Annotated in this window: 16 protein-coding genes and 1 pseudogene; 11 read left to right on the top strand and 6 right to left on the bottom strand. The window is 72.3% G+C overall.

Annotated elements, in window-relative coordinates; all coding sequences use genetic code 11:
* Positions 1–17 precede the first annotated feature (17 nt).
* A complete protein-coding gene (locus ABT123_RS30885; protein WP_351320663.1) occupies positions 18–1133 on the bottom strand; it encodes a glycosyltransferase family 39 protein in 1116 nt (371 codons plus the stop codon).
* A gap of 310 nt (positions 1134–1443) precedes the next feature.
* On the opposite strand from ABT123_RS30885, the gene ABT123_RS30880 reads away from it, so the two are divergent.
* Positions 1444–3135, top strand: a complete 1692-nt coding sequence (locus ABT123_RS30880; protein WP_351320661.1) for an MFS transporter — start codon at positions 1444–1446, stop codon at positions 3133–3135.
* A 103-nt stretch (positions 3136–3238) separates the two neighbouring features.
* Positions 3239–4432, top strand: coding sequence for an acyl-CoA dehydrogenase family protein (locus ABT123_RS30875; protein ID WP_502971105.1), 1194 nt, complete (start codon positions 3239–3241; stop codon positions 4430–4432).
* A gap of 26 nt (positions 4433–4458) precedes the next feature.
* Here the strand turns inward: ABT123_RS30875 and ABT123_RS30870 are convergent, their stop codons facing one another.
* The gene (locus ABT123_RS30870; RefSeq protein WP_351320657.1) at positions 4459–4905 is read right to left on the bottom strand and encodes a cell division protein SepF; all 447 of its coding nucleotides are present in this window, start codon (positions 4903–4905) and stop codon (positions 4459–4461) included.
* A 288-nt stretch (positions 4906–5193) separates the two neighbouring features.
* On the opposite strand from ABT123_RS30870, the gene ABT123_RS30865 reads away from it, so the two are divergent.
* The 3 genes and pseudogenes from ABT123_RS30865 (at position 5194) to ABT123_RS30855 (ending at position 7833) form a co-directional block, all read left to right on the top strand.
* A complete protein-coding gene (locus tag ABT123_RS30865) occupies positions 5194–6441 on the top strand; it encodes a DUF5685 family protein (RefSeq protein ID WP_351320655.1) in 1248 nt (415 codons plus the stop codon).
* Positions 6442–6509: 68 nt separating this feature from the next.
* Positions 6510–6698: pseudogene (locus ABT123_RS30860) on the top strand (DUF1684 domain-containing protein); the annotation flags it as partial.
* Positions 6699–6942: 244 nt separating this feature from the next.
* The gene (locus ABT123_RS30855) at positions 6943–7833 is read left to right on the top strand and encodes a S1 family peptidase (RefSeq protein WP_351320653.1); all 891 of its coding nucleotides are present in this window, start codon (positions 6943–6945) and stop codon (positions 7831–7833) included.
* A 792-nt stretch (positions 7834–8625) separates the two neighbouring features.
* Here ABT123_RS30855 and ABT123_RS30850 read toward each other — a convergent pair.
* Positions 8626–9486, bottom strand: coding sequence for an alpha/beta fold hydrolase (locus ABT123_RS30850; protein ID WP_351320651.1), 861 nt, complete (start codon positions 9484–9486; stop codon positions 8626–8628).
* 52 nt (positions 9487–9538) lie between these two features.
* The gene (locus ABT123_RS30845; RefSeq protein ID WP_351320649.1) at positions 9539–10153 is read right to left on the bottom strand and encodes a TetR/AcrR family transcriptional regulator; all 615 of its coding nucleotides are present in this window, start codon (positions 10151–10153) and stop codon (positions 9539–9541) included.
* Positions 10154–10313: 160 nt separating this feature from the next.
* Between ABT123_RS30845 and ABT123_RS30840 the strand changes: the two genes are divergently transcribed.
* The 4 genes from ABT123_RS30840 (at position 10314) to ABT123_RS30825 (ending at position 18157) form a co-directional block, all read left to right on the top strand.
* Positions 10314–11699 (top strand): purine-cytosine permease family protein, encoded by a 1386-nt coding sequence (locus ABT123_RS30840; protein ID WP_351320647.1) that lies wholly within the window; start codon positions 10314–10316, stop codon positions 11697–11699.
* Positions 11700–11744: 45 nt separating this feature from the next.
* Positions 11745–13400: an amidohydrolase gene (locus ABT123_RS30835; RefSeq protein WP_351320645.1), complete on the top strand. Its 1656-nt coding sequence runs from the start codon at positions 11745–11747 to the stop codon at positions 13398–13400.
* A 198-nt stretch (positions 13401–13598) separates the two neighbouring features.
* On the top strand, positions 13599–17117 hold the full coding sequence (locus ABT123_RS30830) for a DNA polymerase III subunit alpha (RefSeq protein ID WP_351320643.1): 3519 nt from the start codon (positions 13599–13601) through the stop codon (positions 17115–17117).
* Positions 17114–18157: a DNA polymerase Y family protein gene (locus tag ABT123_RS30825; protein WP_351320641.1), complete on the top strand. Its 1044-nt coding sequence runs from the start codon at positions 17114–17116 to the stop codon at positions 18155–18157. Before ABT123_RS30830 ends, ABT123_RS30825 begins: the two co-directional genes overlap by 4 nt.
* A gap of 80 nt (positions 18158–18237) precedes the next feature.
* Here ABT123_RS30825 and ABT123_RS30820 read toward each other — a convergent pair whose 3' ends face one another.
* The gene (locus ABT123_RS30820; RefSeq protein WP_351320639.1) at positions 18238–19437 is read right to left on the bottom strand and encodes a cytochrome P450; all 1200 of its coding nucleotides are present in this window, start codon (positions 19435–19437) and stop codon (positions 18238–18240) included.
* 511 nt (positions 19438–19948) lie between these two features.
* On the opposite strand from ABT123_RS30820, the gene ABT123_RS30815 reads away from it, so the two are divergent.
* Both ABT123_RS30815 and ABT123_RS30810 read left to right on the top strand, forming a co-directional pair.
* Entirely contained in the window at positions 19949–20725 is a 777-nt protein-coding gene (locus tag ABT123_RS30815) for a class I SAM-dependent methyltransferase (protein ID WP_351320637.1), read from the top strand.
* A 234-nt stretch (positions 20726–20959) separates the two neighbouring features.
* Positions 20960–21820: an esterase/lipase family protein gene (locus tag ABT123_RS30810; protein WP_351320635.1), complete on the top strand. Its 861-nt coding sequence runs from the start codon at positions 20960–20962 to the stop codon at positions 21818–21820.
* A gap of 26 nt (positions 21821–21846) precedes the next feature.
* Here the strand turns inward: ABT123_RS30810 and ABT123_RS30805 are convergent, their stop codons facing one another.
* The gene (locus tag ABT123_RS30805) at positions 21847–22914 is read right to left on the bottom strand and encodes a lytic polysaccharide monooxygenase (RefSeq protein WP_351320633.1); all 1068 of its coding nucleotides are present in this window, start codon (positions 22912–22914) and stop codon (positions 21847–21849) included.
* Positions 22915–23083: the final 169 nt, after the last annotated feature.

Here is a 23083-nt window from a genome sequence, read left to right as displayed (position 1 = left end):
CGGAATTCGGAATTCCGCTATGGTGGCCCGGACCCGTTCAGCCAGAACGCCCCGTACACCGCCGCCCCCACGGCCGCCGCGCCCAGCACCGCCGCCGCCCGGCCGGTCCTCCACCGGCTCAGCGCCACGGCCACGGGCAGCAGCAGCGGGAACGCCGGCAGCAGCAGCCGCGGCTTCGACCCGAAGTACCCCGAGGCGCACAGCGCCAGCGCCACCACGATCCCGCAGTACACCAGCAGTGCCACCGGCTGCCGCTGCCGTACGCACAGCCCGTACAACCACAGCACCAGCAGCACCCCCGCGATCAGGCCCACCCCGGCCGGCCAGGCCGAGGACCCGAGCCGGCCGCCGATGAACCGGGCGAAGGCGAGCCCGCCGTCGAAGCCGTTGCCCCAGCCGCCTTGCACCCGCAGATAGCCGAACAGTCCCTCGCCGGTGCGCGCCCCCACCCACAGCACGTACGCCGCCGCGCCCGCCGGAGCCAGCAGTGCGCCCACCGCCGTACGCCAGGACGCCTCCCCGCGCCGCCGGGCGAGGACCGCCGCCACCCACAGCGCGGCCACCACCGCGGCCCCCACCGGCCGGGTCAGCCCGGCGCCCGCCGCGAGCAGGCCCGCCGTGATCCAGTGCCCGCGCAGCACCCCGTACAGCGACCAGGCCGCCAGCGCAGTGAACAGCGCCTCGCTGTAGGCCATCGACTGCACGATGCCCACTGGCAGCGCCGCCCAGGCCGCCGCCGCGCACACCCCGGCCCGCCGGCCGTACAGCAGATCGGCCACGGCGAAGATGCCCCAGGCCGCGGCGAGCCCCGCCAGCGCCGACACCACCAGTCCGGCCGACCCGTAACCGAGCCCGGTCACGGCCGCGATCAGCCGCTCCAGCCAGGGCAGCAGCGGGAAGAAGGCCAGGTTCGAGTGGACGTCCCCGTTCGGGAGCGCGATCTCGTACCCGTATCCCTCGGCGGCGATCCGTGCGTACCAGAGCGAGTCCCAGCGGGCCGAGAGCAGGGTGTGCGGACTGCTGTCCGCCACCGCCCCCCATCCGGCGAGCACGGCGAGTCCGAGCAGCCGGACCGCCGCGAAGGCGAGGAGTGCGGGGGCGGCGCGGCGCAGGGCAAGATCTTTCACGGGCATGATTATCGGTGGCGGCGGCCCGCGGACGCGGACGCGGCTGGTCACGGCCCGTGGTTCTGCCCGGCCGTGACCCCCGGTCGGGCAGAACCACGGGCCGTGATCGGGCGTGTACACGGGGGGAGGCGAGTGGCGTACGCCACACCCCGGCGGCCGTCGGGGTGAGAGCTTGACCACGTGCTGCATGTCCGAACTCGCGTACGCTGGCGGTTCACTCGCGTGTCGATGCCGGGCCCCGCCAAGTCAAGCCGCTCACCCGCGGCACATCAACGCTGGTCCGCCGAGTGCGAGGGATCACCTGGGAGGTACATGCATGTCGGGGACGAACACGGCCGGCCGCAACCGGACCCCTTCCCCCTGGCAATCGTGGCAGTGGCTCTGCGCTGCCCGGGGCGGCGCCAATCGCTGGGTCGTCCTGGCCGTGCTGTGCGTCAGCCTGGTCCTCGTCGCGCTCGACGCGACGATCCTGCACGTCGCCGTCCCCTCCGTCACCGAGGACCTGCGCCCCGGCTCCATCGAGCTGCTGTGGATCGTCGACGCGTACCCCCTGGTGTGCGCCTCGCTGCTGATCCTCTTCGGCACCCTCGGCGACCGCGTCGGGCGACGCCGGATCCTGCTGCTCGGCTACGGGCTGTTCGGCATGGCCTCCGCGATCGCGGCGCTGGCCGACAACGCGCAGGTACTGATCGCTGCCCGGGCGCTGCTCGGCATCGGCGGTGCCATGATCATGCCAGCCACCCTGTCGATCCTGCGCCAGGTTTTTCCCGACCGGCGTGAGCGGGCCCTGGCCATCGGCATCTGGACGGCCGTCGCCGCGGTCGGCGCGGCCAGCGGACCCGTCCTCGGCGGCTTCCTGGTGCAGCACTTCTGGTGGGGTTCCGTCTTCCTCATCAACATCCCGCTGATGATCCTGATCCTGCCGCTCGGCCGCCTGCTGCTGCCGGAATCGCGGGGCGCGGCGGACGGCCCGTGGGACGTGGTCGGCGCGCTGATGGCGGCGGCCGGTGTGCTGGCCGTGGTGCTCGGCGTCAAGCGGGCCGGCGCCGACCAGAGCTTCCTCGACGCCATGGCCTTCGGGCCGCTGCTGCTGGGGGCGGTGCTGCTGGTGCTGTTCGTACGGCGGCAGAAACGGCGCGCGCACCCGCTGATCGACATGCGGCTGTTCTCCCGGGCCGCCTTCACCACCTCGGTGGGCTGCATCGTGCTGGCCATGCTGGCGCTGGTCGGCCTGGAACTGATCGCCGTCCAGTACCTGCAACTGGTGCTGAACCTGTCCCCGCTGGAGACCGGCCTGCGGCTGCTGCCGCTCACCTTCGCCGCGATGGCGGCGGGCGGCACCGGCTCCTACACCCTGAACCGCATCGGCCCGCGGGCCATGGTCTCGCTGGGCTTCGTGCTGACCGCGCTGGCCGTGCTGCTGCTGACCCTGATGGGACAGCACGACCGGCCGCTGCTGCTGACCGCGGGGTTCGTGCTGCTCGGCTTCGGACTGCAGACCACCCTGTTCGCGGCGTACGAGTCGATGCTCAGCGAGGCCCCGGCGGAGGCGGCGGGCGGCGCGGCGGCCATCGGCGAGACCTCGTACCAGCTGGGCGCGGGCATGGGCATCGCGCTGCTCGGCAGCGTCATGAACGCCGCCTATGCGCCAGGCCTGGCGGATGTGCCGGGGGTCTCGGCGGCCGATTCGGCGGGGGCGGTGAACTCGCTGGGCGAGGCGTACCAGATCGCGGCGGGGCTGGGCGGTCCGGCGGGCGAGGCGCTGTACGCGGCGGCCCGGAACTCGTTCGTGACCGGGCTGCATGTCACGCTGCTGGTGAGCGCGGCGCTGCTGGCGGCGGGAGCGGTGATGGCGCTGAAGCTGCCGAAGACCATGGAGTGCCAGGAGGCCACCGAAGCCGACCTGGACCCGGCGACCCAGGCCCTGGCCCCGGCCCAGCCGGTGCCGGCCGGCCTCATCCCGTCCCCGGCAAAGCCGGACCGCGCCCTCGACGGCCGCCCGGCCTGACGGCCGCCCGGGGCTGGAGTTGCCTGCGGCACGGCTGGAAATGCCGGGCTGGACGGGGTGATCGCAGGGGGTTAGCGTCGGCGGCGCGGGGAAGCCCGCGCTGCTGGATTCCCGACTCCGCCGGAGGCAACCCGTGTTCGTGCCCACCGACCCCCTCGGACTCGACGAGCTGCTCGGCCCCGAGGACCTCGCCATCCGCGACACCGTGCGCGGCTGGGCCGCCGACCGGGTACTGCCGCACATCGCCGAGTGGTACGAGAACGGGGAACTGCCCATCCGGGAACTCGCCCGGGAACTGGGTTCGCTCGGTGCGCTCGGCATGTCCCTGGAGGGGTACGGCTGCGCGGGCGCGAGCGCCGTGCAGTACGGGCTGGCCTGCCTGGAGCTGGAGGCCGCGGACTCCGGGATCCGCTCGCTGGTCTCCGTACAGGGCTCGCTCGCCATGTACGCGATCCACCGCTTCGGCTCCGAGGAGCAGAAGCAGCGCTGGCTGCCCGGCATGGCCGCCGGCGAGCTCATCGGCTGCTTCGGACTGACCGAGCCGGACGTCGGCTCCGACCCCGCCGCCATGCGCACCCACGCCAAGCGCGACGGCACCGACTGGGTGCTGACCGGCCGCAAGATGTGGATCACCAACGGGTCGGTGGCCTCGGTCGCGGTGGTCTGGGCGCAGACCGACGAGGGCATCCGCGGGTTCGCCGTCCCCACCGACACCGCAGGCTTCTCGGCCCCCGAGATCAAGCACAAGTGGTCCCTGCGGGCCAGCGTCACCAGCGAGCTCGTCCTGGACGAGGTGCGACTGCCGGCCGATGCCGTCCTGCCGGGGGTCACCGGCCTCAAGGGCCCGCTCGGCTGTCTCAGCCACGCCCGGTACGGGATCGTCTGGGGTTCCATGGGCGCGGCGCGCGCCAGTTTCGAGGCCGCGCTCGACTACGCGCGGACGCGGGAGCAGTTCGGGAGGCCCATCGGTGGCTTCCAGCTCACCCAGGCCAAGCTCGCCGACATGGCGCTGGAACTGCACAAGGGGATCCTGCTCGCCCACCACCTGGGGCGCCGGATGGACGCCGGGAGCCTGCGGCCGGAGCAGATCAGCTTCGGCAAGCTCAACAACGTCCGCGAGGCCATCGAGATCTGCCGCACCGCGCGCACGATCCTCGGTGCCAACGGGATCAGCCTCGAATACCCCGTCATGCGGCACGCGACCAACCTCGAATCGGTCCTCACCTACGAGGGCACCGTCGAGATGCACCAGTTGGTGCTGGGCAAGGCGCTCACCGGGCTCGACGCCTTCCGGTAGACCGGTGGAACCGGTGAGTGCCCTGCTCAGCTCTGGTTGAAGAAGCCGTCGGCGGCGCGGGTGCCCGCCTCGCCGTTGACGATCTGGGTGTCGGCCGGGGTCAGCAGGAAGACCCTGGTCGCCACCCGCTCGATCGAGCCGCGCAAGCCGAAGGTCAGGCCGGCCGCGAAGTCGACCACGCGCTTCGCGTCGGCCGGGTCCATCGAGGACAGGTTCACGATGACCGGAACGCCCTCGCGGAACAGCTCGCCGATGCCCCGAGCGTCACGGAACCCGTCCGGGGTGACCGTGGCGATCCGCCGGCCGTGCTCGACGGCGGACTCCGACGCCACCTTCACCCGGGGGTCGGTGACCCACTGGTCGCCGGCGTGCGGGCCCTGCGGTGCCTCCGCGTACTCGTCGTCGTAGTAACGCTCGTCGTCGCTGTCCTCTACGAGACCCAGCCAGGCACTCGCCTTGCGCACCGAACCCATGGACGCCTCCTTTCACCGCGGCTGTCGTCTGTCTTCATCTCCGCAATCCCTATGGTCGTCCATGATGCTGACAACGCGCCAAGTGGATAGCCGCCGCGCAGGGGTTTCGTGACGGTACTGGTGCAGAACATCCGGTGCACGCTCAAGGTTCTCGGGAGCTACCACTGCTGACTGAGTGAAAATACGACCACTGCCTCTGTCCGGGTGACCTCAGGGGACGTACGGGTGAAGGCCGTGGCTGGGTACGATGCCCCGCACGCAAGCAGATGACACACGGGGGATCCACTTTTGTTCGGCATCGTCAGACCATGCACGCACCGGCTCGGCGAGCGGTTCACGGCGGAGTGGACGGCCCATCTCTGCGGACTCTGCCTGGCACTTCGAGGGGAGCACGGGCAGGCCTCCAGGATCGTCACCAATTACGACGGGCTGCTGGTCTCGGTCTTGACGGAGGCTCAGTCCGGACCGGTGGCGGGCACCCGGCGCACCGCGGGCCCCTGCCCGCTGCGCGGCATGCGCACCGCACCCGTGGCCAACGGCGAGGGCGCCCGGCTCGCGGCGGCCGTCTCGCTGGTGCTGGCCTCGGCGAAGATACGTGACCACGTGGCGGACCGGGACGGCCTGTTGGCGCGGGCACCGATCGCGGCTGCCGCGCGCCGGGTGGCCCGCGGCTGGGACCGGGCCGGTGCCCGGACCGGGGCCGCGCTCGGCTTCGACACCGCCGTGCTCGTCGACGCGGTGGACCGGCAGGCGGGCATCGAGGCGCTGGCCGGCCCCGGCACACCCCTGCTGGCGGTGACGGAGCCGACCGAGACCGCGACGGCCGCCGCCTTCGCCCATACCGCGACCCTGGCCGGACGGCCGGACAACGCCCCCGCACTCGCCGAGGCGGGCCGCTACTTCGGGCGGCTCGCGCACCTGCTGGACGCCGTGGAGGACCGGGAGGCGGACGCGGCGGCCGGCGCCTGGAACCCGCTGACCGCGACCGGGACCTCGCTCACCGAGGCCCGGCGGCTGTGCGAGGACGCGCTGCACGGGATCCGGCTGGCGCTGCACGACGCCGAGTTCGCGGACGGCAGGCTGGCGCACCGGCTGCTCGTGCACGAACTGCGCTCCTCGGTGGACCGGGCGTTCGGGACGAGCAGCTGCGGGCACGCGGGGACCGCCTCGGCGGCCGGAGCGGGCCCGGGCCAGGGGCCGTACGGGGGCGGCCCGTACGGGAACCCGAATCCGTACGGCGGTGTGCCGTACGGCCAGAACCCCCACGGCGGCGGCGCCCCCGGCGGACCCGGCGGTCCGGGCCTGCCCCCGCCGCCCGGACCCGGTGGCTTCGGCGCGCCGCAGCCACCGCCGAAGCGCCGTGGCTTCTGGGCAGGCTGCGCGGTCGCCATCGGGCTCTTCTGCACCTGCCAGATCTGCTGCGCCAAGGAGTACGAAGGGCCCTGGTCCCGGAAGAAGCGCAAGGGCGTTTGCGACGCCTGTGACTGCGGCTGCGAAGCCTGCGAGTGCTGCTGCTGTCCCTGCGACGGCTGCTGACCGACCTTCAGCTCCGTCCGGCCTATCGCGCCCGCGCCCCGGGTGCGGGTGTGGAAGCCTTGAGCGGCATGAGCGATGACGAGGCCGCCGCCTGGCAGCAGTGGCACGAACGCCGGGTGGACACGGTGTCCGCCCCTTATGGCCCACTGGCCCTGACGGGCAACCACTGGCTCGCCGACTACCCGGAAGGTCGAATTCCGGCCGTTCCGGGGCAGTGGCGCGAGAGCGGCGGCTCCGCGGCCCGGCAGGCCTTCGCCGGCATCGAGGCCACCCCGTACGACCCGGCGTCTGTCCGTTTCCGCCGCCCGGAAACACCCTGCCGTTCGCCGTCGCGGCGGGGGAACGGCGGCTGAATCCCGCCCTTGCCGACCGGTAACCGCCCACAGCACACTCCCGAGCAGCGCTTGTCAGGACACGGCCAAGACTCGCAACCCACGGGCCTCTGCCGTATCGCTGACTGCGCCTCACCGAACCCCCACACCCCCCACGGGAGGACGAGAAGTGAGGATCAAGCGCATCACCCCCACCCGGGCAGCCGCGATCGCGGCCGGCCTGGCCGCCGTCGCCGCGCTCGCCGTACCCGCCACGGCAGCAACCGCCGACGACCAGCCCGCCGGCGGCTACAGCGCCGACCGGCTCGCCTCGGCCGACGCGTCACTGCTGCGCGCCGACGTCGCGGGAACCGCCTGGCACACCGACGCGGCCACCGGCACCGTGGTGGTCACCGCCGACTCCACCGTCTCCGGCGCCGACATCGCCCGGATCAAGCGGGAAGCCGGCCGGGACGCCGGCGCCCTGCGCATCGAGCGCACCCCGGGCAAGCTCACCAAACTGCTCTCCGGCGGCGACGCCATCTACGCCTCCAGCTGGCGCTGCTCGGCAGGCTTCAACGTCCGCAGCGGCAGTACGTACTACGTGCTGACGGCCGGCCACTGCACCGACGGCGCGGGCACCTGGTACACCAACTCGGCCCGCACCACGGCCATCGGGCCGACGGTCGGCTCCAGCTTCCCCAACAACGACTACGGCCTGGTCCGCTACGACAACGCCTCGCTCGCCCACCCGGGCACGGTCGGCAGCCAGGACATCACCACCGCCATCGACGCCACCGTGGGCCTGTCGGTGACCCGGCGCGGCTCCACCACCGGCATCCACAGCGGCCAGGTCACCGGACTCAACGCCACGGTCAACTACGGCGGCGGCGACATCGTCTACGGCATGATCCGCACCAATGTGTGCGCGGAACCCGGGGACAGCGGCGGCCCGCTCTACTCCGGCACCCGTGCGGTCGGCCTGACCTCGGGCGGCAGCGGCAACTGCTCCTCCGGCGGCACGACCTTCTTCCAGCCGGTCCGCGAAGCGCTGAGCGCCTACGGCGTGAGCGTGTACTGACCGTCCGCCCTGCGGCACAATCATGAACCCCTGTCCCCAACGCGGGGGCGGGGGTTCGTGGTTGAGGGAACGAGGCGGCGGTTGGACAGCACATTCCCGGGGAGCCTCCCCGATGCGCAGCGCCGCATCCGGCGCAATCCCTGGCTGTTCACCGCCCCGCTGATCCTGCTGTGCGCGTTGACCGTGGTCCTGGTCTGGGAGGTCGTACGCGGGAACATGGGCGAGGCCGGCCGCTCCCAGTGGCCCTGGCGGCTCCAGCTGATGAGCGAGGAGCCGCTGGCCAGCCTGTTGGCGGTGGCGGCCGGTGTGGTCCTGGCGCGGGCTCAGTACGCGCGTACGGTCCGGCCGGTGCTGGGCTGGCGCTCCGAGTACGCCATGGGGCTGCTGCCGGGCGAGGCGAAGCACTGGAGCGTCGGCGTCCTCAACGGCGGGCAGCACAACGTGGCAGTGGTGTCCGTCGACTATCACGTGATCCTGGCCTGCGATTCGGGTGACACCGGCGGCGAGGTGGAATGGCTGACGGCCGGTGCCATCGGGGAGCGGCTGGCCACCGCCGGGCTGCGGCCCGCGGTCGACTTCCGGCTCGTCCTGATGGGTCCCGGATTCCCGCTGGTGGCCACCGGTACGTACGAGACCGTCCCGGTGGGGGTTTTCGCGCGGCGATTCATCGACGAGGTGGCGGAATTCTTCATCCGCATTCAGGTGACGGACAGTGTCGGCGACACCCACGAGCGCATCGTCCGCTGCCTCAGGGGTGCCCGGGAGGAGGTCACCGCGCCCGTCGAACGAGGCTCAGGGGAGCCAGTCCAGGGCCTCCGACAGTGCGTACTGCGCGGCGAAGTGGCCGGCCCCGGGGCGGAGTGCGGCCGTGCTGCGAGGGATGCGGCCGGCCAGCCAGTGGAAGTGGCCCAGGGGCGAGAAGGCGTCCTCGGCGCCCCGCCAGAGCAGGACCGGGCAGCCGATGTTTCCGGGATCGAAGCCCCAGGGGCTGCGGAAGGCCAGTGAGTCGTCCAGCCAGCCGTGTGCGGAGACCCGCAGTGCCTCCGCGTGGTTGGCGAGAAGCAGCCTGCGGACCCGCTCGTCGGCGAGTACCGGGAGGTCCGGGCCCGACAGGTCCGCGCGCAGGTCTTCGATCAGCTGTCCCGGGTCGCGGCGGATCACCTCGGCGCGGGCGGTGAGTTCCCGTTCGTAGGCGGCCGGGTCTGTGGTGGCCAGGGTGTAGTGCGCGACGTTGTACGGCGTCATGCCCGCGAACCAGTCGAGTCCGGGGCCGTCCGGGGGTGCGAGGCTGACCAGGGCGGCCACCGCGGTCACCCGGGCCGGGAGCAGGGCGGCGCAGGCGAGGGCGTGCGGGCCGCCGCCGGATCGGCCGACCACGGCGAAGCGGTCCACGGCCAGGGCGTCCGCGACGGCGGCGGTATCGGCGGCGGCATCGGCCACTGCTCGGCCCGGGGCGCGCGCGGAGTCGCCGTAGCCGGGCCGGTCGTAGGCGAAGAAGCGCAGGTCAGGGTACCGGTCGGTGAGGTCCCGCAGGGCTGTGCCGAGTCGGCTGCCGGGGGTGCCGTGGTGGAGGAACACGGGCTTTCCGGCCGGATCCCCCCAGGTCTCGACCACCAGGGTGCGTCCGTCCGCAGCCGCCACGTCGACACGCATCTTCCCCTCCGATCCGTTGGGGCATCCCTCGGGTCGATGGAAGCACAGAAGTTCAGCGCGGGGCTGCTGTGTGCGGGATCAGCAGGGCCGCCGCCGAGCGGGCCCGTTCCAGGGCCTGGGTGCGGTCCGCGTCGCGCTGGCCCAGTACCACCCGGGTGCTCAGGCCGTCCAGCAGGGCGAGCAGTTCCGAGGCGCGGGCGGGCAGGTCCGTCTCCGCGAACCGGCCCTGCTCCACGCCCTTGGCGAGCAGCGCCCGGAGGTCCCGGTGCCAGCCCTCGTCGATCTCTTCCTGGGCGGCGCGCAGGGCCTCGTTGGACGGCGTACGGGCCCACAGCTCGATCCACAGGGTCCAGCGCGGGTCGCGCGGGCCGCGGGGCAGATACAGCTCCAGGAAGAGTTCCAGCTTGCGGGCGGCCGTGACCCGGCGGTGCAGCAGCGCCGTGCGCTCGGCGGCCAGCTGGTCCTCGCTCCAGCGCAGCGCCTCCAGCAGCAGCCGGTCCTTGCTGCCGAAGTAGTACAGGATGTGGCCGCCGCTGGTGCCGAGCCGGTCCGCGAGCTTGGACATGGTCAGCGCCGCGAGACCGTCCTCGGCGATCGCCGCCATGGCCTCTTCCAGCATCCGCTCCTGGGCGATCCGCCCGTCGCGCCGCCGTGCCGCTCCTGCCACCGCTGCCGCCTTCCGATCTTCCCTGGGCTGGTCAGGCCGGTCAGGCCGTCCGGGCAGACCTTATCCCGGACAGGGTCTTGACGGGGCTCCGCTCCACCCTTCATCTTGAATGTCATTCAAGAACTTAGAACGCCATTCAAGATCAAGGGTGCGTGCAGCGATGAGTGACGAGATCTTCAGAGTCGAGACGCGCGGCATCGATCCGATCCCGGACAGCGAGCGGCACGGCAGTGCACGCGACCTCTTCTGGCTCTGGTTCGGCTCCAATCTGACCTTCACCTACGTGATCAACGGAGCCCTGGCCGTCGCCTTCGGCCTGACCTTCTGGCAGGCCACCGCCGTGGTCGTGATCAGCGGACTGGCCTTCTTCGCCATCAGCGCCGCCGGACTGTCCGGCATCCGCACCGGCACCGCCACCCTGGTCATCTCCCGCGCCGCCTTCGGCGTCCGCGGCAACCTCCCCGCCGGCGTCCTCAACTGGCTGGTCGGCATCGGATACACCATCCTCAACACCGTCGTCGGCACCCTCGCCCTGGAGGTCTTCCTCGAGGAGCTGGGCCTGCTGCACGGCACCCCCGGCCGGGCCGTCGCCCTCTTCATCACCCTCGCCCTGACCTTTGTCATCGCCATGTGGGGCCACGCCACCGTCCAGTTCGCCGAACGCTGGATGGCCTACCTGCTCGCCGCCGGCTTCGCCGCCCTGCTCGCCTTCCTGCTGCCCGGCGCCGACACCGCCGCCCCCGCGGACACCGTGCCCGGCCTGTCCGGCTGGAGCCTCGCCTTCGTGATCATGCTGGCGGCCCCCTTCTCGTACCTGCCGATGCCTGCCGACTACACCCGCTACCTGCCCCGCACCACCTCGCTGAAGGCCATCACCTGGTACGGCGCCCTCGGCGGCTTCCTCTCCTCCGTCGCCCTGGGCATCGCGGGCGTGGCCGCCGCCACCCGGACCGATATGACCGACGCCGTCGCCGGCACCGAAAGCCTGCTGCCCGGCTGGTTCCAGCCCGTCTTCCTGGCCCTGGTCCTCGGCGGCTCCGTCACCAACTCGATCATCACCCTCTATTCGTCCAGCCTGAACCTCCAGGTGCTCGGCATCCCGTGGAGCCGCGCCCGGGCCATCGTGGTCAGCGCCGGCATCACCGGGCTCGGCTCGCTCGCCGCGCTCTTCCTCACCGACTTCGCCAGCGCGCTGACCTCCTTCCTCTCCCTCCTGATCATCGTGTTCGCGCCCTGGGGCGGGGTCTTCCTCGCCGACATGCTGCTGCGCCGCTGCCGGTACGACGGCCACGCCCTGCACGCCGACGGCCCCGAAGGCGCCTACTGGTACCGCTCCGGCTACCACCCGGCCGGCCTGGCCGCGCTGCTCACCGGCATCACCTTCGCCGCCCTGACCTGCGACTCCGAGCTGTGGACCGGGCCGCTGGTGGCCCCGCTCGGCGGCGCCGACCTCACCCTCCTCGGCTCGGTCGTCTCCGGCCTCACCTACTGGGCGCTGTACCGCAAGACACCCGCCGACGCCCGCGTCCCGGCAGCCACGGCCTGACCCCCTCCGCCTCTCCCTCCCACCACTGCAACAGGAGCACCTCCCATGAACCACCCCGCCGACCTGCTGCTCACCGGAGCCCGGATCCACACCGTCGACCCGGACCTCCCCGAGGCCGAGGCCCTCGCCGTGCGCGACGGCCGCATCGTGTGGCTCGGCCCGGACACCGAGGCCGAGCGCTGGGCCGGTCCGGACACCGAGCGCATCGACGCCGGCGGGCGGCTGGTCCTGCCCGGCTTCGTCGACGCGCACAACCACGTCCGGCTCGGCTCCGACGACGACTGCGTGCAGCTGGCCGGGGCCCGCACTCTGGAGGAGATCCACGAGCGCATCCGGGTCTGGCGCACGGAGCACCCGGAGGCCGAGTGGATCGAGGCCGAGGCCTTCGACTACTCCGCCATCCCCGGCGGGCGGATGCCGTGCGCCGCCGACCTCGACCCGGTCACCGGGGACACCCCGGCGATCGTGCTCTCGTACGACGTGCACACGGCCTGGCTGAACACCGCCGCGCTGCGCCGGCTCGGCGTCACCAAGGACCGTACGGAGCTGCCCTTCGGCACCGCGCAGACCGATCCGGAGACCGGTGAACCCACCGGGTTCGTCACGGACTTCGCGGTCAAGGGACTCTCCCGGGAGGGGCACCGGGCGCTGCGTGAGCTGGGCGTGCCGTGGGCCGCGCCGGACCGGCAGTACGGGCGGCTGGCCAAGTCCCTGGACGACGCGATCGGCTACGGCATCACCACGGTGGTCGAGCCGCAGAACTCCCTGGACGACCTGGAGCTCTTCGAGCGGGCCCGGGCCGAGGGGCGGCTGCGCTCCCGGATCGTCGCCGCCCTGTTCCACCCGCGCGGTACCGGTGACGCCGACCTCGACGAGTTCGCGGCGGCGGCCGACCGGTTCGCCGACGACCGGCTGCGGGTCGGCCCGCTGAAGCTCTACATCGACGATGTGGTGGAGCCGCGCACGGCCGCGCTGCTGGAACCGTACGCGGGCTGTGGCCACCACCGGGGCGAGACCTTCTACCCGCCGGAGGAGTTCGCGGAGCTGCTCGCGAAGCTGGACGCACGCGGCTTCCAGTGCTTCGTACACGCCACCGGGGACCGGGGCATCCGTACGGTGCTGGACGCGGTGGAGCACGCGCGGGCCGTGAACGGCCCGCGGGACGCCCGCCACCAGGTGGTGCACGTGGAGTGCCTGGACCCGGCCGATGTGCCGCGGTTCGCGGAGCTCGGCGTGGTCGCTTGCATGCAGCCGAGGCACTGCGCTCCGGAGATCGCCGGGCCGGGGCAGGACTGGGCTTCGAACGTGGGGGAGGAGCGGTGGCACAAGGCGTGGCCGATGCGGAGCCTGGCGGAGGCGGGGGCGGTGCTGGCCTTCTCCAGTGACTGGAACGTGGCCGAGATGGACCCAATGATCGGCATCTACACGGCGGTCACGCGCCGTCCGCTGGGTGGGGGAGAGCCTTGGCAGCCGGGCGAGACGGTGGACGTGGCGACGGCGGTGCACGGCTACACGATGGGCTCGGCGTACGCGAACTTCCTGGAGGGGGAGCGGGGGTCGCTGACGGTGGGGAAGCTGGCGGACTTCGTGGTGCTGTCGCGGGACATCTTTGCGGTGGAGCCGGGGGAGATTCCGGGGGCGGTGGCGGAGACGGTGGTAGTAGGCGGCAAGATCGCCCACCGGGCCACCCCCACAACCTGACCCGAGTCCCCCCAGGCCCCGCCTCCGCCACCCGCGCCGTGCCATGCCGGCCGCCCGGATGCCGCTGCGCGGGGCTTCCCCCACCCCGCCCCTCCCCGAAACCGGGGCTCCGCCCCGGACCCCGCCCCTCCGCGCAGCGGGGCCGACGGATGATACCGGTATCGAACAAACGTTTCGTACGGACATTCGAATTGGTCTATGGTGGAGACGGGGGTGGTGTTCACCGAGGGAAGGCAGGAGGCGCGGGTGCCCGGTTTTACGCATCTGCACACCGTTTCCGGGTTCTCCATGCGCTACGGAGGCTCACACCCGGAGCGGCTGGCGGAGCGTGCCGCCGAGCGTGGCATGGACGCCCTCGCGCTCACCGACCGCGACACCCTCGCGGGCGCGGTGCGGTTCGCCAAGGCCTGCGCGAAGGCCGGCATCCGGCCCCTGTTCGGAGTGGACCTCGCGGTGCCGTCCGCCGCCGGAGCGGACGGCACCCCGAGCACAGGCACCGGCTCCGCCCGCCGGCGGACCCCGGTCAAAGGCGGCGCCTTCATCGACGAGTCCGCCCCCCGGGCGGTCTTCCTGGCCCGCGACGGCGCCGCCGGCTGGGCCGAACTGTGCCGGCTGGTCACCGCGGCCCACGCGGGCGCCCCGGAGGTGCCCCTGCTGCCCCGGGAGGCCCTGCGCGGCGAGGCCGGCCTCCACGTACTGCTCGGCCCTGGATCCGAAGTGGGCCGGGCCCTGGCCGCCGGCCGCCCGGACCGGGCCGCCCGGCTGCTCGCCCCCTGGCGGGAGCTCTACGGCGATGCCCTGCGCCTGGAGGCCGTCCATCACGGCCGCACCGGAACCGGCCCCGGCTCGCTGCGGCTGGCCGCCCGGACCGTCGGCTTCGCCGCCGAGCAGGGCGTCACCGCCGTGCTGACCAACGCCGTCCGGTACGCCGACCCCGGCCAGGGCCCGGTCGCCGATGTGCTCGACGCCGCCCGCCGGCTCGTCCCCATCGACCCCCGCAAGCCGCTGGACAGCGGCGAACGCTGGCTCAAGCCCCCCGAGGCCATGGCCGAGGCCGCCGACCGGATCGCCCGGGCCGCCGGCCTGCGCCCCGCCGACGCCCGCCGGCTGCTGGAGAACACCCGGCGCACCGCCGAGGCCTGCGCGGTCGACCCCGAGGACGACCTGGGCATCGGCTCGGTGCACTTCCCCGAACCCTGGCTGGTCGGCGCCGCCCACCGCACCGCCCAGCGGGTGCTGGAGTCCCGCGCCGCCGCCGGCCTGGTGCTGCGCGGCTATGCGGGCAAGCGCGCCTACTGGGACCGGATGCACCACGAGCTCGACATCATCGCCCACCACGGCTACGCCTCCTATTTCCTGACGGTCGCCCAAGTCGTGGACGACGTACGGAGGATGGGCATCCGGGTCGCCGCCCGCGGGTCCGGCGCCGGCTCTCTGGTCAACCACCTGCTCGGCATCGCCCACGCCGACCCGGTCGAACAGGGCCTGCTGATGGAGCGCTTCCTCTCCAAGCGGCGACCGGTGCTGCCCGATATCGACATCGACGTGGAATCCGCCCGCCGGCTGGAGGTCTACCGGGAGATCATCGGCCGGTTCGGCGCCGAGCGCGTCGCGACCGTCGCCATGCCCGAGACCTACCGGGTCCGGCACGCGATCCGCGACGTCGGAGCCGCCCTCTCCATGGACCCGGCCGTCACCGACCGGCTCGCCAAGGCCTTCCCGCACATCCGGGCCCGGGACGCCCGCGCCGCCCTGGCCGAACTGCCCGAACTGCGCGAGGTGCACGCCGAGCAGGAGAAGTACGGACGGCTGTGGGAGCTGGTCGAGGCGCTGGACGCGCTGCCGCGCGGGATCGCCATGCACCCGTGCGGAGTGCTGCTCTCCGATGCCTCGCTGCTCACCCGTACCCCCGTCGTGCCCACCAGCGGCGAGGGGTTCCCGATGTCCCAGTTCGACAAGGACGACGTGGAGGATCTCGGACTGCTCAAGCTGGACGTGCTGGGAGTGCGGATGCAGTCGGCGATGGCGCACGCCGTCGCCGAGATCCGGCGGGCCACCGGGCGGCGGCTGGACCTGGACGACCCGGCGCAGGTGCCGCCGGGCGACCCGGCGACGTACGAGCTGATCCGCTCGGCCGAGACGCTGGGCTGCTTCCAGATCGAATCACCGGGCCAGCGCGACCTGGTCGGCCGGCTCCAGCCGTCCACCTTCCACGACCTGGTGGTCGACATCTCGCTGTTCCGGCCCGGCCCGGTGGCCGCCGACATGGTCCGGCCGTTCATCGAGGCCCGGCACGGCCGCGCGCCGGTCCGCTACCCGCACAAGGACCTGGCGGACGCGCTGCGCGAGACCTACGGGGTGGTGGTCTTCCACGAGCAGATCATCGAGATCGTGCACGTGATGACCCGGTGCGGCCGGGACGAGGCCGACCGGGTCCGGCGCGGGCTCTCCGACCCGGAGTCCCAGGGCCGGATCAAGGCGTGGTTCGAGCTGAAGGCCCGGGAGCACGGCTACGACGGCGCGGTGATCGCCCGCACCTGGGAGATCGTCGAGGCCTTCGGCTCGTACGGCTTCTGCAAGGCGCACGCGGTGGCCTTCGCCGTGCCGACCTACCAGTCGGCCTGGCTCAAGGCGCACCACCCGGCGGCCTTCTACGCCGGGTGGTGCGCCCACGACCCGGGCATGTACCCCAAGAGGCTGCTGCTGGCGGACGCGCGGCGGCGCGGGGTGCCGGTGCTGCCGCTGGACGTGAACCGCTCGGCGGTCGCCCACCGTATCGAACTGGTGTCCGATCGACCTCCGGTGTGGGGGCTGCGGCTCGCCCTGGCCGATGTCCACGGCATCAGCGAGGCGGAAGCGGGCCGGATCGAGGCCGGACAGCCGTACGCCTCCCTGCGCGACTTCTGGGACCGGGCACACCCGGGCCGCCCGGTCGCCGAACGCCTCGCCCAGGTCGGCGCGCTGGACGCGTTCGGCGCCAACCGCCGGGACCTGCTGCTGCACCTGGCCGAACTCCACGGAACCCAGCGGACGGTGGGCGTACGGGGTGTACAGGGCGTCCGGGGCGGCCAACTCCCGTTGGACGGCGGCCGGTCCACGGCCGGGATCGGCCTGCCCGACCTCAACGAGGCCGAGCGGCTCAGCGCCGAGCTCGGCGTCCTCGGCATGGACGCCTCCCGGCACCTGATGAGCGACCACCACGCCTTCCTCGCCGAACTGGGCGTGGTTCCGGCACGGTTGCTGCGCACCACGGAACACGGGCAGACCGTGCTGGTCGCGGGCGCCAAGGTGGCCACCCAGACCCCGCCGATCCGGTCCGGGCGGCGGGTCATCTTCACCACCCTGGACGACGGGACCGGCCTGGTCGACCTGGCCTTCTTCGACGACAGCCACGCGGCCTGCGCCCACACGGTGTTCCACTCCTTCCTGCTGCTGGTGCGCGGGGTCGTGCAGCGGCGCGGCCCGCAGAGCCTGAGCGTGGTGGGCGGGGCCGCGTGGAACCTGGCGGAGCTGGTGGAACTGCGGCAGCAGGGCGGCCTGGACGCAGTCGCGGCACGGCTGGCGGAACCGCTGCCGACCGGGCCCGCCGACCCCGGCCGCCGCATCCACCTGCCGACGGGCTACGAGCTGAACCCCTGGGCCGACCTCCAGCCGGCCGGCCCCGGCACGGCAACCGGCCGTAAGCTCTGGCACTCCAGCCCGGGGAGCGCAGGATGAGCCCGCATGCCATCCCGGCTCCTGCTCCGGCTGCCGCCCCCGCTCCGGCCCCCGCCGCCACCGTGCTGTGCCTGCGGTTCCGGCCGCCGGCCGGCGGGCCGCTCGGCGCGGACGCGTACGCCGGGCTGCTCGATCTGCTCGGCGGGCTGACCTCGGTGGTGCAGGCCCTGCCCCCCGACGGAGCCCTCGCCGATGTCCGCGGAGCCCTGCGCTACTTCGGCTGGGACCCGGCCGGCCTGGCCGCCCTGATCCGGGTGCGGGCCCTCGCCCTCTACGGCGCGGACTGCGTGATCGGCGCCGCGGCCAACCCCATGCTGGCCCGGATGGCCGCCCGCGAGGCGACCCCCGGCCGCACCCTGACGGTGCCGGGCAGCCCCGACGCCGTACGGGAGTTCCTGGCCCGCAAGCCCGCCGGTGCCCTGGACGGCATCGGCCCGAAGACGGCCCGCACCCTGTGCTCGTACGGCCTGGACTCGGTCGACCGGATCGCCGCCGCCCCGCTCGCCACCCTCCAGCGCATCCTCGGCGCCCGGGCCGGCCGCGAGACCCACGAGCGGGCCCACGGGATCGACCGGACCCCGGTGGTGCCCGGCGCGACGGCCCGCTCGCTGGGCGCCGAGCGCGGATTCGACCGCGACGAACTGGACCCCGTACACCAGCGCCGGGCGCTGCTCTCCCTGACCGAGGAACTCGGCGCCCGGCTGCGCGCCCAGGGGCAGGTCTGCCGCTCCCTCTCCCTGACCGTCCGCTGTGCCGACCGCACCCAGCTCACCCGGGCCCGGGTCCTGCCCGAACCCACCGCCCACTCCGCCGCGCTGACCGCCACCGCGTACGGCATCCATGCCGCGCTGGGTCTGCAGCGCGCCCGGGTGCGCGCGCTCGCCCTGCGCGCCGAGGGCCTGACCCCGGCCGAACGTGCCGCGCACCAGCTGAGTTTCGACCCCGAGGACGACAAGGCGCGCCGGATCGAGGCGGTGGCGGACCGGCTCCGGGCGCGGTTCGGGCCGTCGGCCGTGACCCGGGGGACCCTGGCTGCGTAGCACATACACAAAGAGTGCTCCCGGCCGGCGAACGGTCAGGAGCACTCTTCGGGCAAGGCGGTACGGCCGTGGCCGTCCTACTAGTCGATGCGGACCCACATACCGCCGGAGCGCACGCCGGTGAAGTCCGGCGAGTTGAAGAACAGCGGCGGGATGTCGGTGTCGACGCGCAGCTTCGGGAAGCGGTTGAAGAGGACCTCGAACACGATGCGGGTCTCCACCCGGACCATCTGTCCGCCCACGCAGTAGTGGGCGCCGCGGCCGAACCCGAGGTGCGGGTTGGGGGCGCGGGTGACGTCGAAGTCGTCCGGGTTCGTGAACTGGCGCGGGTCGCGGTTGGCCGCACCCAGGAACACACGGAGCAGCTGGTCTTTGGCGATCTTCTTGCCGCCGAGCTCCACGTCCTGGATGGTCGCGCGGTAGGAGGCGGCACCCGGGGTCAGGAACCGCATCGACTCCTCGAGCATGCCGGGGATGAGCGAGTGGTCGGCCTTGACCAGTTCGTACTGCTCCGGGAAGGACTCCAGGCACAGCATGGTGTTGGCACACAGCAGCGGGGTGGCCAGGTGTCCGGCGCCCAGGATGCCGATGATGAAGTTGATGATCTGGTCCCGAGTCATCAGGCTGCCATCAAGCTTCTTGACCTGCGAGAGCAGGCTGATCAGGTCGTCCTTCGGCTCCTTCGTCTTGGCGTCCACGTGCGCGCCGAGCATCTCGCGCAGCGGCTCCAGCGGCTTGGTCAGCTTCTCGAAGTAGCCGTCCTCGCTGCCCTGGTCGACGAGGGTCATCTGGGCCTGCTGGTCCATGTTCTGGTCCACGACCTTGAACATGGTGCGGTCGTGCGCCGGGATGCCCAGGAGCTCGCTGAAGACGATGCCGGCCACCTCGTCGACGAAGTCGCTCAGCAGGTTGAAGCGGCCCATGTTGGCCACTTTGTCGGCGTGGAGGTTGGACAGCTCCAGCACACGGGACTCGAGGTGCTCGATGAACCGCGGGCTGAACGCGTGGCTGACCTGCTTGCGGATGTTCGCGTGCTCCGGCCCCGTCATCTGGGCCAGGTCGCCGTCGAAGTACTTCAGGGTCTCCTCGTCGAGGCCGAACAGCTTCCCGGAGTCGGCCGAGTAGGCGTCGTTGTTGCTCAGCGCCTCGTTGACCTCCGCGTAGCCGAACACCTCCCAGCGCAGGAGCTCCTCGTTCCACTCGACAGTCTCCGCCGGGCGCTCACCGCGCAGCCAAAACTTGTCCTGCGCAAAGCCCCAGCGGTCAGCGAAATCTGCCACGGTCTTCCTTCCATTGATGGAAACTACAGCAACGGTCTCATGGATCCGGCCAATTCGTGACAGTAGCGACTGAATGGCCGTGTGGCCACATTGTGGTGGCCGAGAACGCCTCTGTACGGGGCTCCCCCATATCCGTGCGGGCCAAGGTAGCACCTGGCGGCGCCCTTTCGGCCGGTCGTCCTGTCAACAGGACACCGTTGCGCGATGCCCGGTGCTGCAAGGGGAAATGGCGGCCATGAGGCAATGGGGGGAAGGCCTGGCGGGCGCGGCCCGGCGGGTGCCCGGCGCCGGGCCGTGGCGCTTTGACTTTGTCTTGACTTCGATCCAGCGCGGCTATCACCATGTGGAAGCAATTCGAATGGCGCCGATCCGGAATGCGGGCATTCCGTTATCCCCACGTGGTCTGCCGGCCCCCCTTGGCCGTACCCGGCCTGGCAGACCGGCCCGCGTTCCGAATGAAATACGCATTCGCAAAGCAGCTGCGATAAACCCTAATGAGGAGCGTTCGACAGTGACGGCTGAAGTGACTGAGTCCGAGTCCGTGCAGGAGACTCCGGCGTGGCTGAGCGCGCTGCGCGAGGCGCTGGACCCGCACAGCATGCGCCGCCTGGAGGCGCTCGACCCCAAGCCGGACTGGAACTGCCTGGAGATCGGCGCCGGTTCGGGTTCCACCTCGCGCTGGCTGGCCGAGCGCTGCACCGCAGGCAAGGTGACCGCCACCGACATCGAGCTCGGCGCGCTGAGCGACTCGGGCTACTCCAACCTGGAGATCATCCGCCACGACGTCACCACCGAGGACTTCCCCGAGGCCTCCTTCGACCTCATCTACGCCCGCTACGTCTTCAGCCACCTGCGCAGCCGCGACGCCGACCTCGCCAAGGTCGTCTCCTGGCTGAAGCCGGGCGGCTGGCTGCTGCTGGAGGAGCCCGCGCAGTTCCCCGTCGAGTCCGCGCAGGACGAGGACTACCGCGAGGTCAGCCTGGCCACGCTCAAGCAGTACAAGGAGCAGGTGGGCACCGACCTCACCTGGCCGCGCACCTTCCCCGCCCCGCTGGTCGAGCTGGGTCTCGAGGAGATCGGCCTCGACGGCGACCTGTCGCTGGTCGGCGCCGGCCGGCCGATGAGCCTCTTCTGGGGCGAGGCCATCAAGGGCTGGGGCCCGATCGTGGTCGCCGCCGGCGGTGCCACGGAGGAGCAGGTCGAGAAGGCGGCGGGCCGCATGTACCAGAAGGACTTCTGGGACCTGGGTCTGGCCACCATGGCGGTCTGGGGCCGTCGCCCCGCCTGACCCCTGTCCGACCCTGTCTGACTTTCAACAGCCTGGCCGGCTTTGCCGGCCAGGCTGTCGGCGTTGATCTCGCCTCCTACTGGTGCGGGACTCGACGCGTGGAGTTTTTACTGACGCGTAACTTCCCTGTCTTGCTACTCGCCCGTAATTTGGCGGTCAGCAGCACCCCTTGTGATCCGGATCACGGGAGTTCCCCCACATCCCCATCCCCTTGACCCGCAAGGAGATCACTCGATGCTGCCCTGGAGACGCCTGCTCCGCCCGCTGGCGGCCCTCGCACTCGCGGTCGCCGCACTCGCCCCCACCACCACCGCGGCCACCGCCGCTGCCGCCCCCAGCAGTGGCTGGAACAACTGGTCCTGCAAGCCCTCCGCCGCCCATCCGCGCCCCGTGGTCCTCGTCCACGGCACCTTCGGGAACTCGGTCGACAACTGGCTCGGCCTGGCCCCGTACCTGGTGCACCGCGGGTACTGCGTCTACTCCCTCGACTACGGCCAACTGCCCAACGTGCCCTTCTTCCACGGCCTCGGTCCCATCGACCGGTCGGCCGGACAGCTCGACGTGTTCGTCGACAAGGTGCTCGCCGCCACCGGGGCCGCCGAGACCGACATCATCGGCCACTCCCAGGGCGGCATGATGCCGCGTCACTACCTGAAGTTCCTGGGCGGCGCCGCCAAGGTCAACGCGCTCATCGGGCTCGCTCCCGACAACCACGGGACGACCCTGCTGGGGTTCACCAAGCTCCTGCCGTTCTTCCCCGGGGCCGAGGACCTGATCACCACCGCCACCCCGGGACTCGCCGACCAGATCGCCGGGTCCGCCTTCCTGAACAACCTCAACGCGGGCGGTGACACCGTGCCCGGTGTCACCTACACGGTCATCGCCACCCAGTACGACGAGGTGGTCACCCCGTACCGCAGTCAGTTCCTGAACGGGCCGAACGTACGCAATGTGGTCCTCCAGGACCTCTGCCCGGTGGACTTCTCCGAGCACGTGGCGATCGGCCTCATCGACCGGATCGCCTGGCACGAGGCGGTCAACGCACTCGATCCCGCCCATGCCGAACGGACCACCTGCGGCTCGGTCTTCGACTGAGCAGCAGGCGGTCCGTCCACCGGGGGTCAGCGGCCGTGCCGGCCCCCGGTGGCGCGGCGGCGGGCCACGCCGAACATCGCGGCGGCACCGATCGCCAGGACGCCGGCCCCGGCGATCGCGATCATCGGCGTGGAGCTGTTGCCGCCGGTCTCGGCCAGATTGACCTTGTCGCCGCCGTCGGCCGCGGCCGGGACGGCCGAGCCCGACGCCGCCGTCGGCACCGTCGGAACCGGGGAGGACGGGGACCCGCCGTTGGTCTTCGGGTCGTTGTCCCCGTGCCCGTGGTGCTCGACCGAGGACTTGTCCCGGCCCTGGTTGATCTGCTCGTCCGTCGGGGCGGAGGGCCGGCCGGAGGGCTGCGCCGAAGGCTGCTGGGAGGTCTGCCCGGACGGGGTGGTGCCGGGCTGCGTGCCCGGCTTGGTGCCGGGCGTGCCCGGCTTCCCGCCCGGCTTGCCGTTGTCCTTGCCGAATACGACGTCCGAGCAGGTGTAGAAGGCCTCCGGGCTGTCCGAGCGCTGCCAGACGCTGTAGATCAGGTGGCGGCCGGACTTCTTCGGGACGGTGCCGGTGAAGACGTAGTCCCCGCCCTGCATCTTCGGGTCGGTGACCGTGGCGAACGGCTTCGCCTCCAGGTCGGACCACTTCAGCGGCCGGGACGGGTCGTAGCCGTCCTTCGTCATGTACAGGGCGAAGGAGCCCCGGTGCGGAGCGGTCCCCTTGTAGCGGAAGGTGTGCCCGCCGGCCGACATCGGACTGGCCGGCCAGTCGCCGCGGGCCAGATCGAGGCCCCGGTACTTGTCGTTGCCCGCCGAGCACAGCTTGCCGTCCGGGATCAGCGCCTTGTGCTGGCCGGCCGCGTTGGCAATGTTCACCGCGTTCCAGTCGTAGAACGCCTGGGTCCCGCTCGCCGCGACCGCCGCCTTGCAGGCCGCCGAGCGGGGTGACTCCGGCCCTTCCGCGTAGCAGGCTGCCACCCGGCTCACCGGGTCGGTCATCGAGCCGTGCGCGGCAGCAGGCGTGGTCGCGTACGCTGCCACGGCGAGCGGGGCGAGGCCGAGGGCGGCGATGCGGGTGGCCGTACGGCGAGCGGGCATGGGTTGGTCTCCTTCGGGCGGCACATGGTTCGGTGGGCCGGAGCAGCGGGGCTGTGCGGCGCCGCGACCCATGGGTCGCGGCGCCCCCCCGCGCCTGCCCCGCCCCGCCCACACCACCCAGACCCCCCCCCGGGTGGCCCCCAGAGCGGGCCCCGCTGCGCGAGGAGAG

Origin of the sequence: Streptomyces sp. NPDC002054 (assembly GCF_040296685.1) — a bacterium.
In the GTDB taxonomy this organism is placed as follows: domain Bacteria; phylum Actinomycetota; class Actinomycetes; order Streptomycetales; family Streptomycetaceae; genus Streptomyces.
This window is presented reverse-complemented; position numbering and strand designations above follow the sequence as displayed.

Coding starts and splice junctions, on each gene's coding strand:
- ABT123_RS30885 (WP_351320663.1), bottom strand. CDS start 1,133: ATGCCCGTGAAAGATCTTGCCCTGCGCCGCGCCGCCCCCGCACTCCTC.
- ABT123_RS30880 (WP_351320661.1), top strand. CDS start 1,444: ATGTCGGGGACGAACACGGCCGGCCGCAACCGGACCCCTTCCCCCTGG.
- ABT123_RS30870 (WP_351320657.1), bottom strand. CDS start 4,905: ATGGGTTCGGTGCGCAAGGCGAGTGCCTGGCTGGGTCTCGTAGAGGAC.
- ABT123_RS30850 (WP_351320651.1), bottom strand. CDS start 9,486: ATGCGTGTCGACGTGGCGGCTGCGGACGGACGCACCCTGGTGGTCGAG.
- ABT123_RS30840 (WP_351320647.1), top strand. CDS start 10,314: ATGAGTGACGAGATCTTCAGAGTCGAGACGCGCGGCATCGATCCGATC.
- ABT123_RS30835 (WP_351320645.1), top strand. CDS start 11,745: ATGAACCACCCCGCCGACCTGCTGCTCACCGGAGCCCGGATCCACACC.
- ABT123_RS30830 (WP_351320643.1), top strand. CDS start 13,599: ATGGTGGAGACGGGGGTGGTGTTCACCGAGGGAAGGCAGGAGGCGCGG.
- ABT123_RS30825 (WP_351320641.1), top strand. CDS start 17,114: ATGAGCCCGCATGCCATCCCGGCTCCTGCTCCGGCTGCCGCCCCCGCT.
- ABT123_RS30810 (WP_351320635.1), top strand. CDS start 20,960: ATGCTGCCCTGGAGACGCCTGCTCCGCCCGCTGGCGGCCCTCGCACTC.
- ABT123_RS30805 (WP_351320633.1), bottom strand. CDS start 22,914: ATGCCCGCTCGCCGTACGGCCACCCGCATCGCCGCCCTCGGCCTCGCC.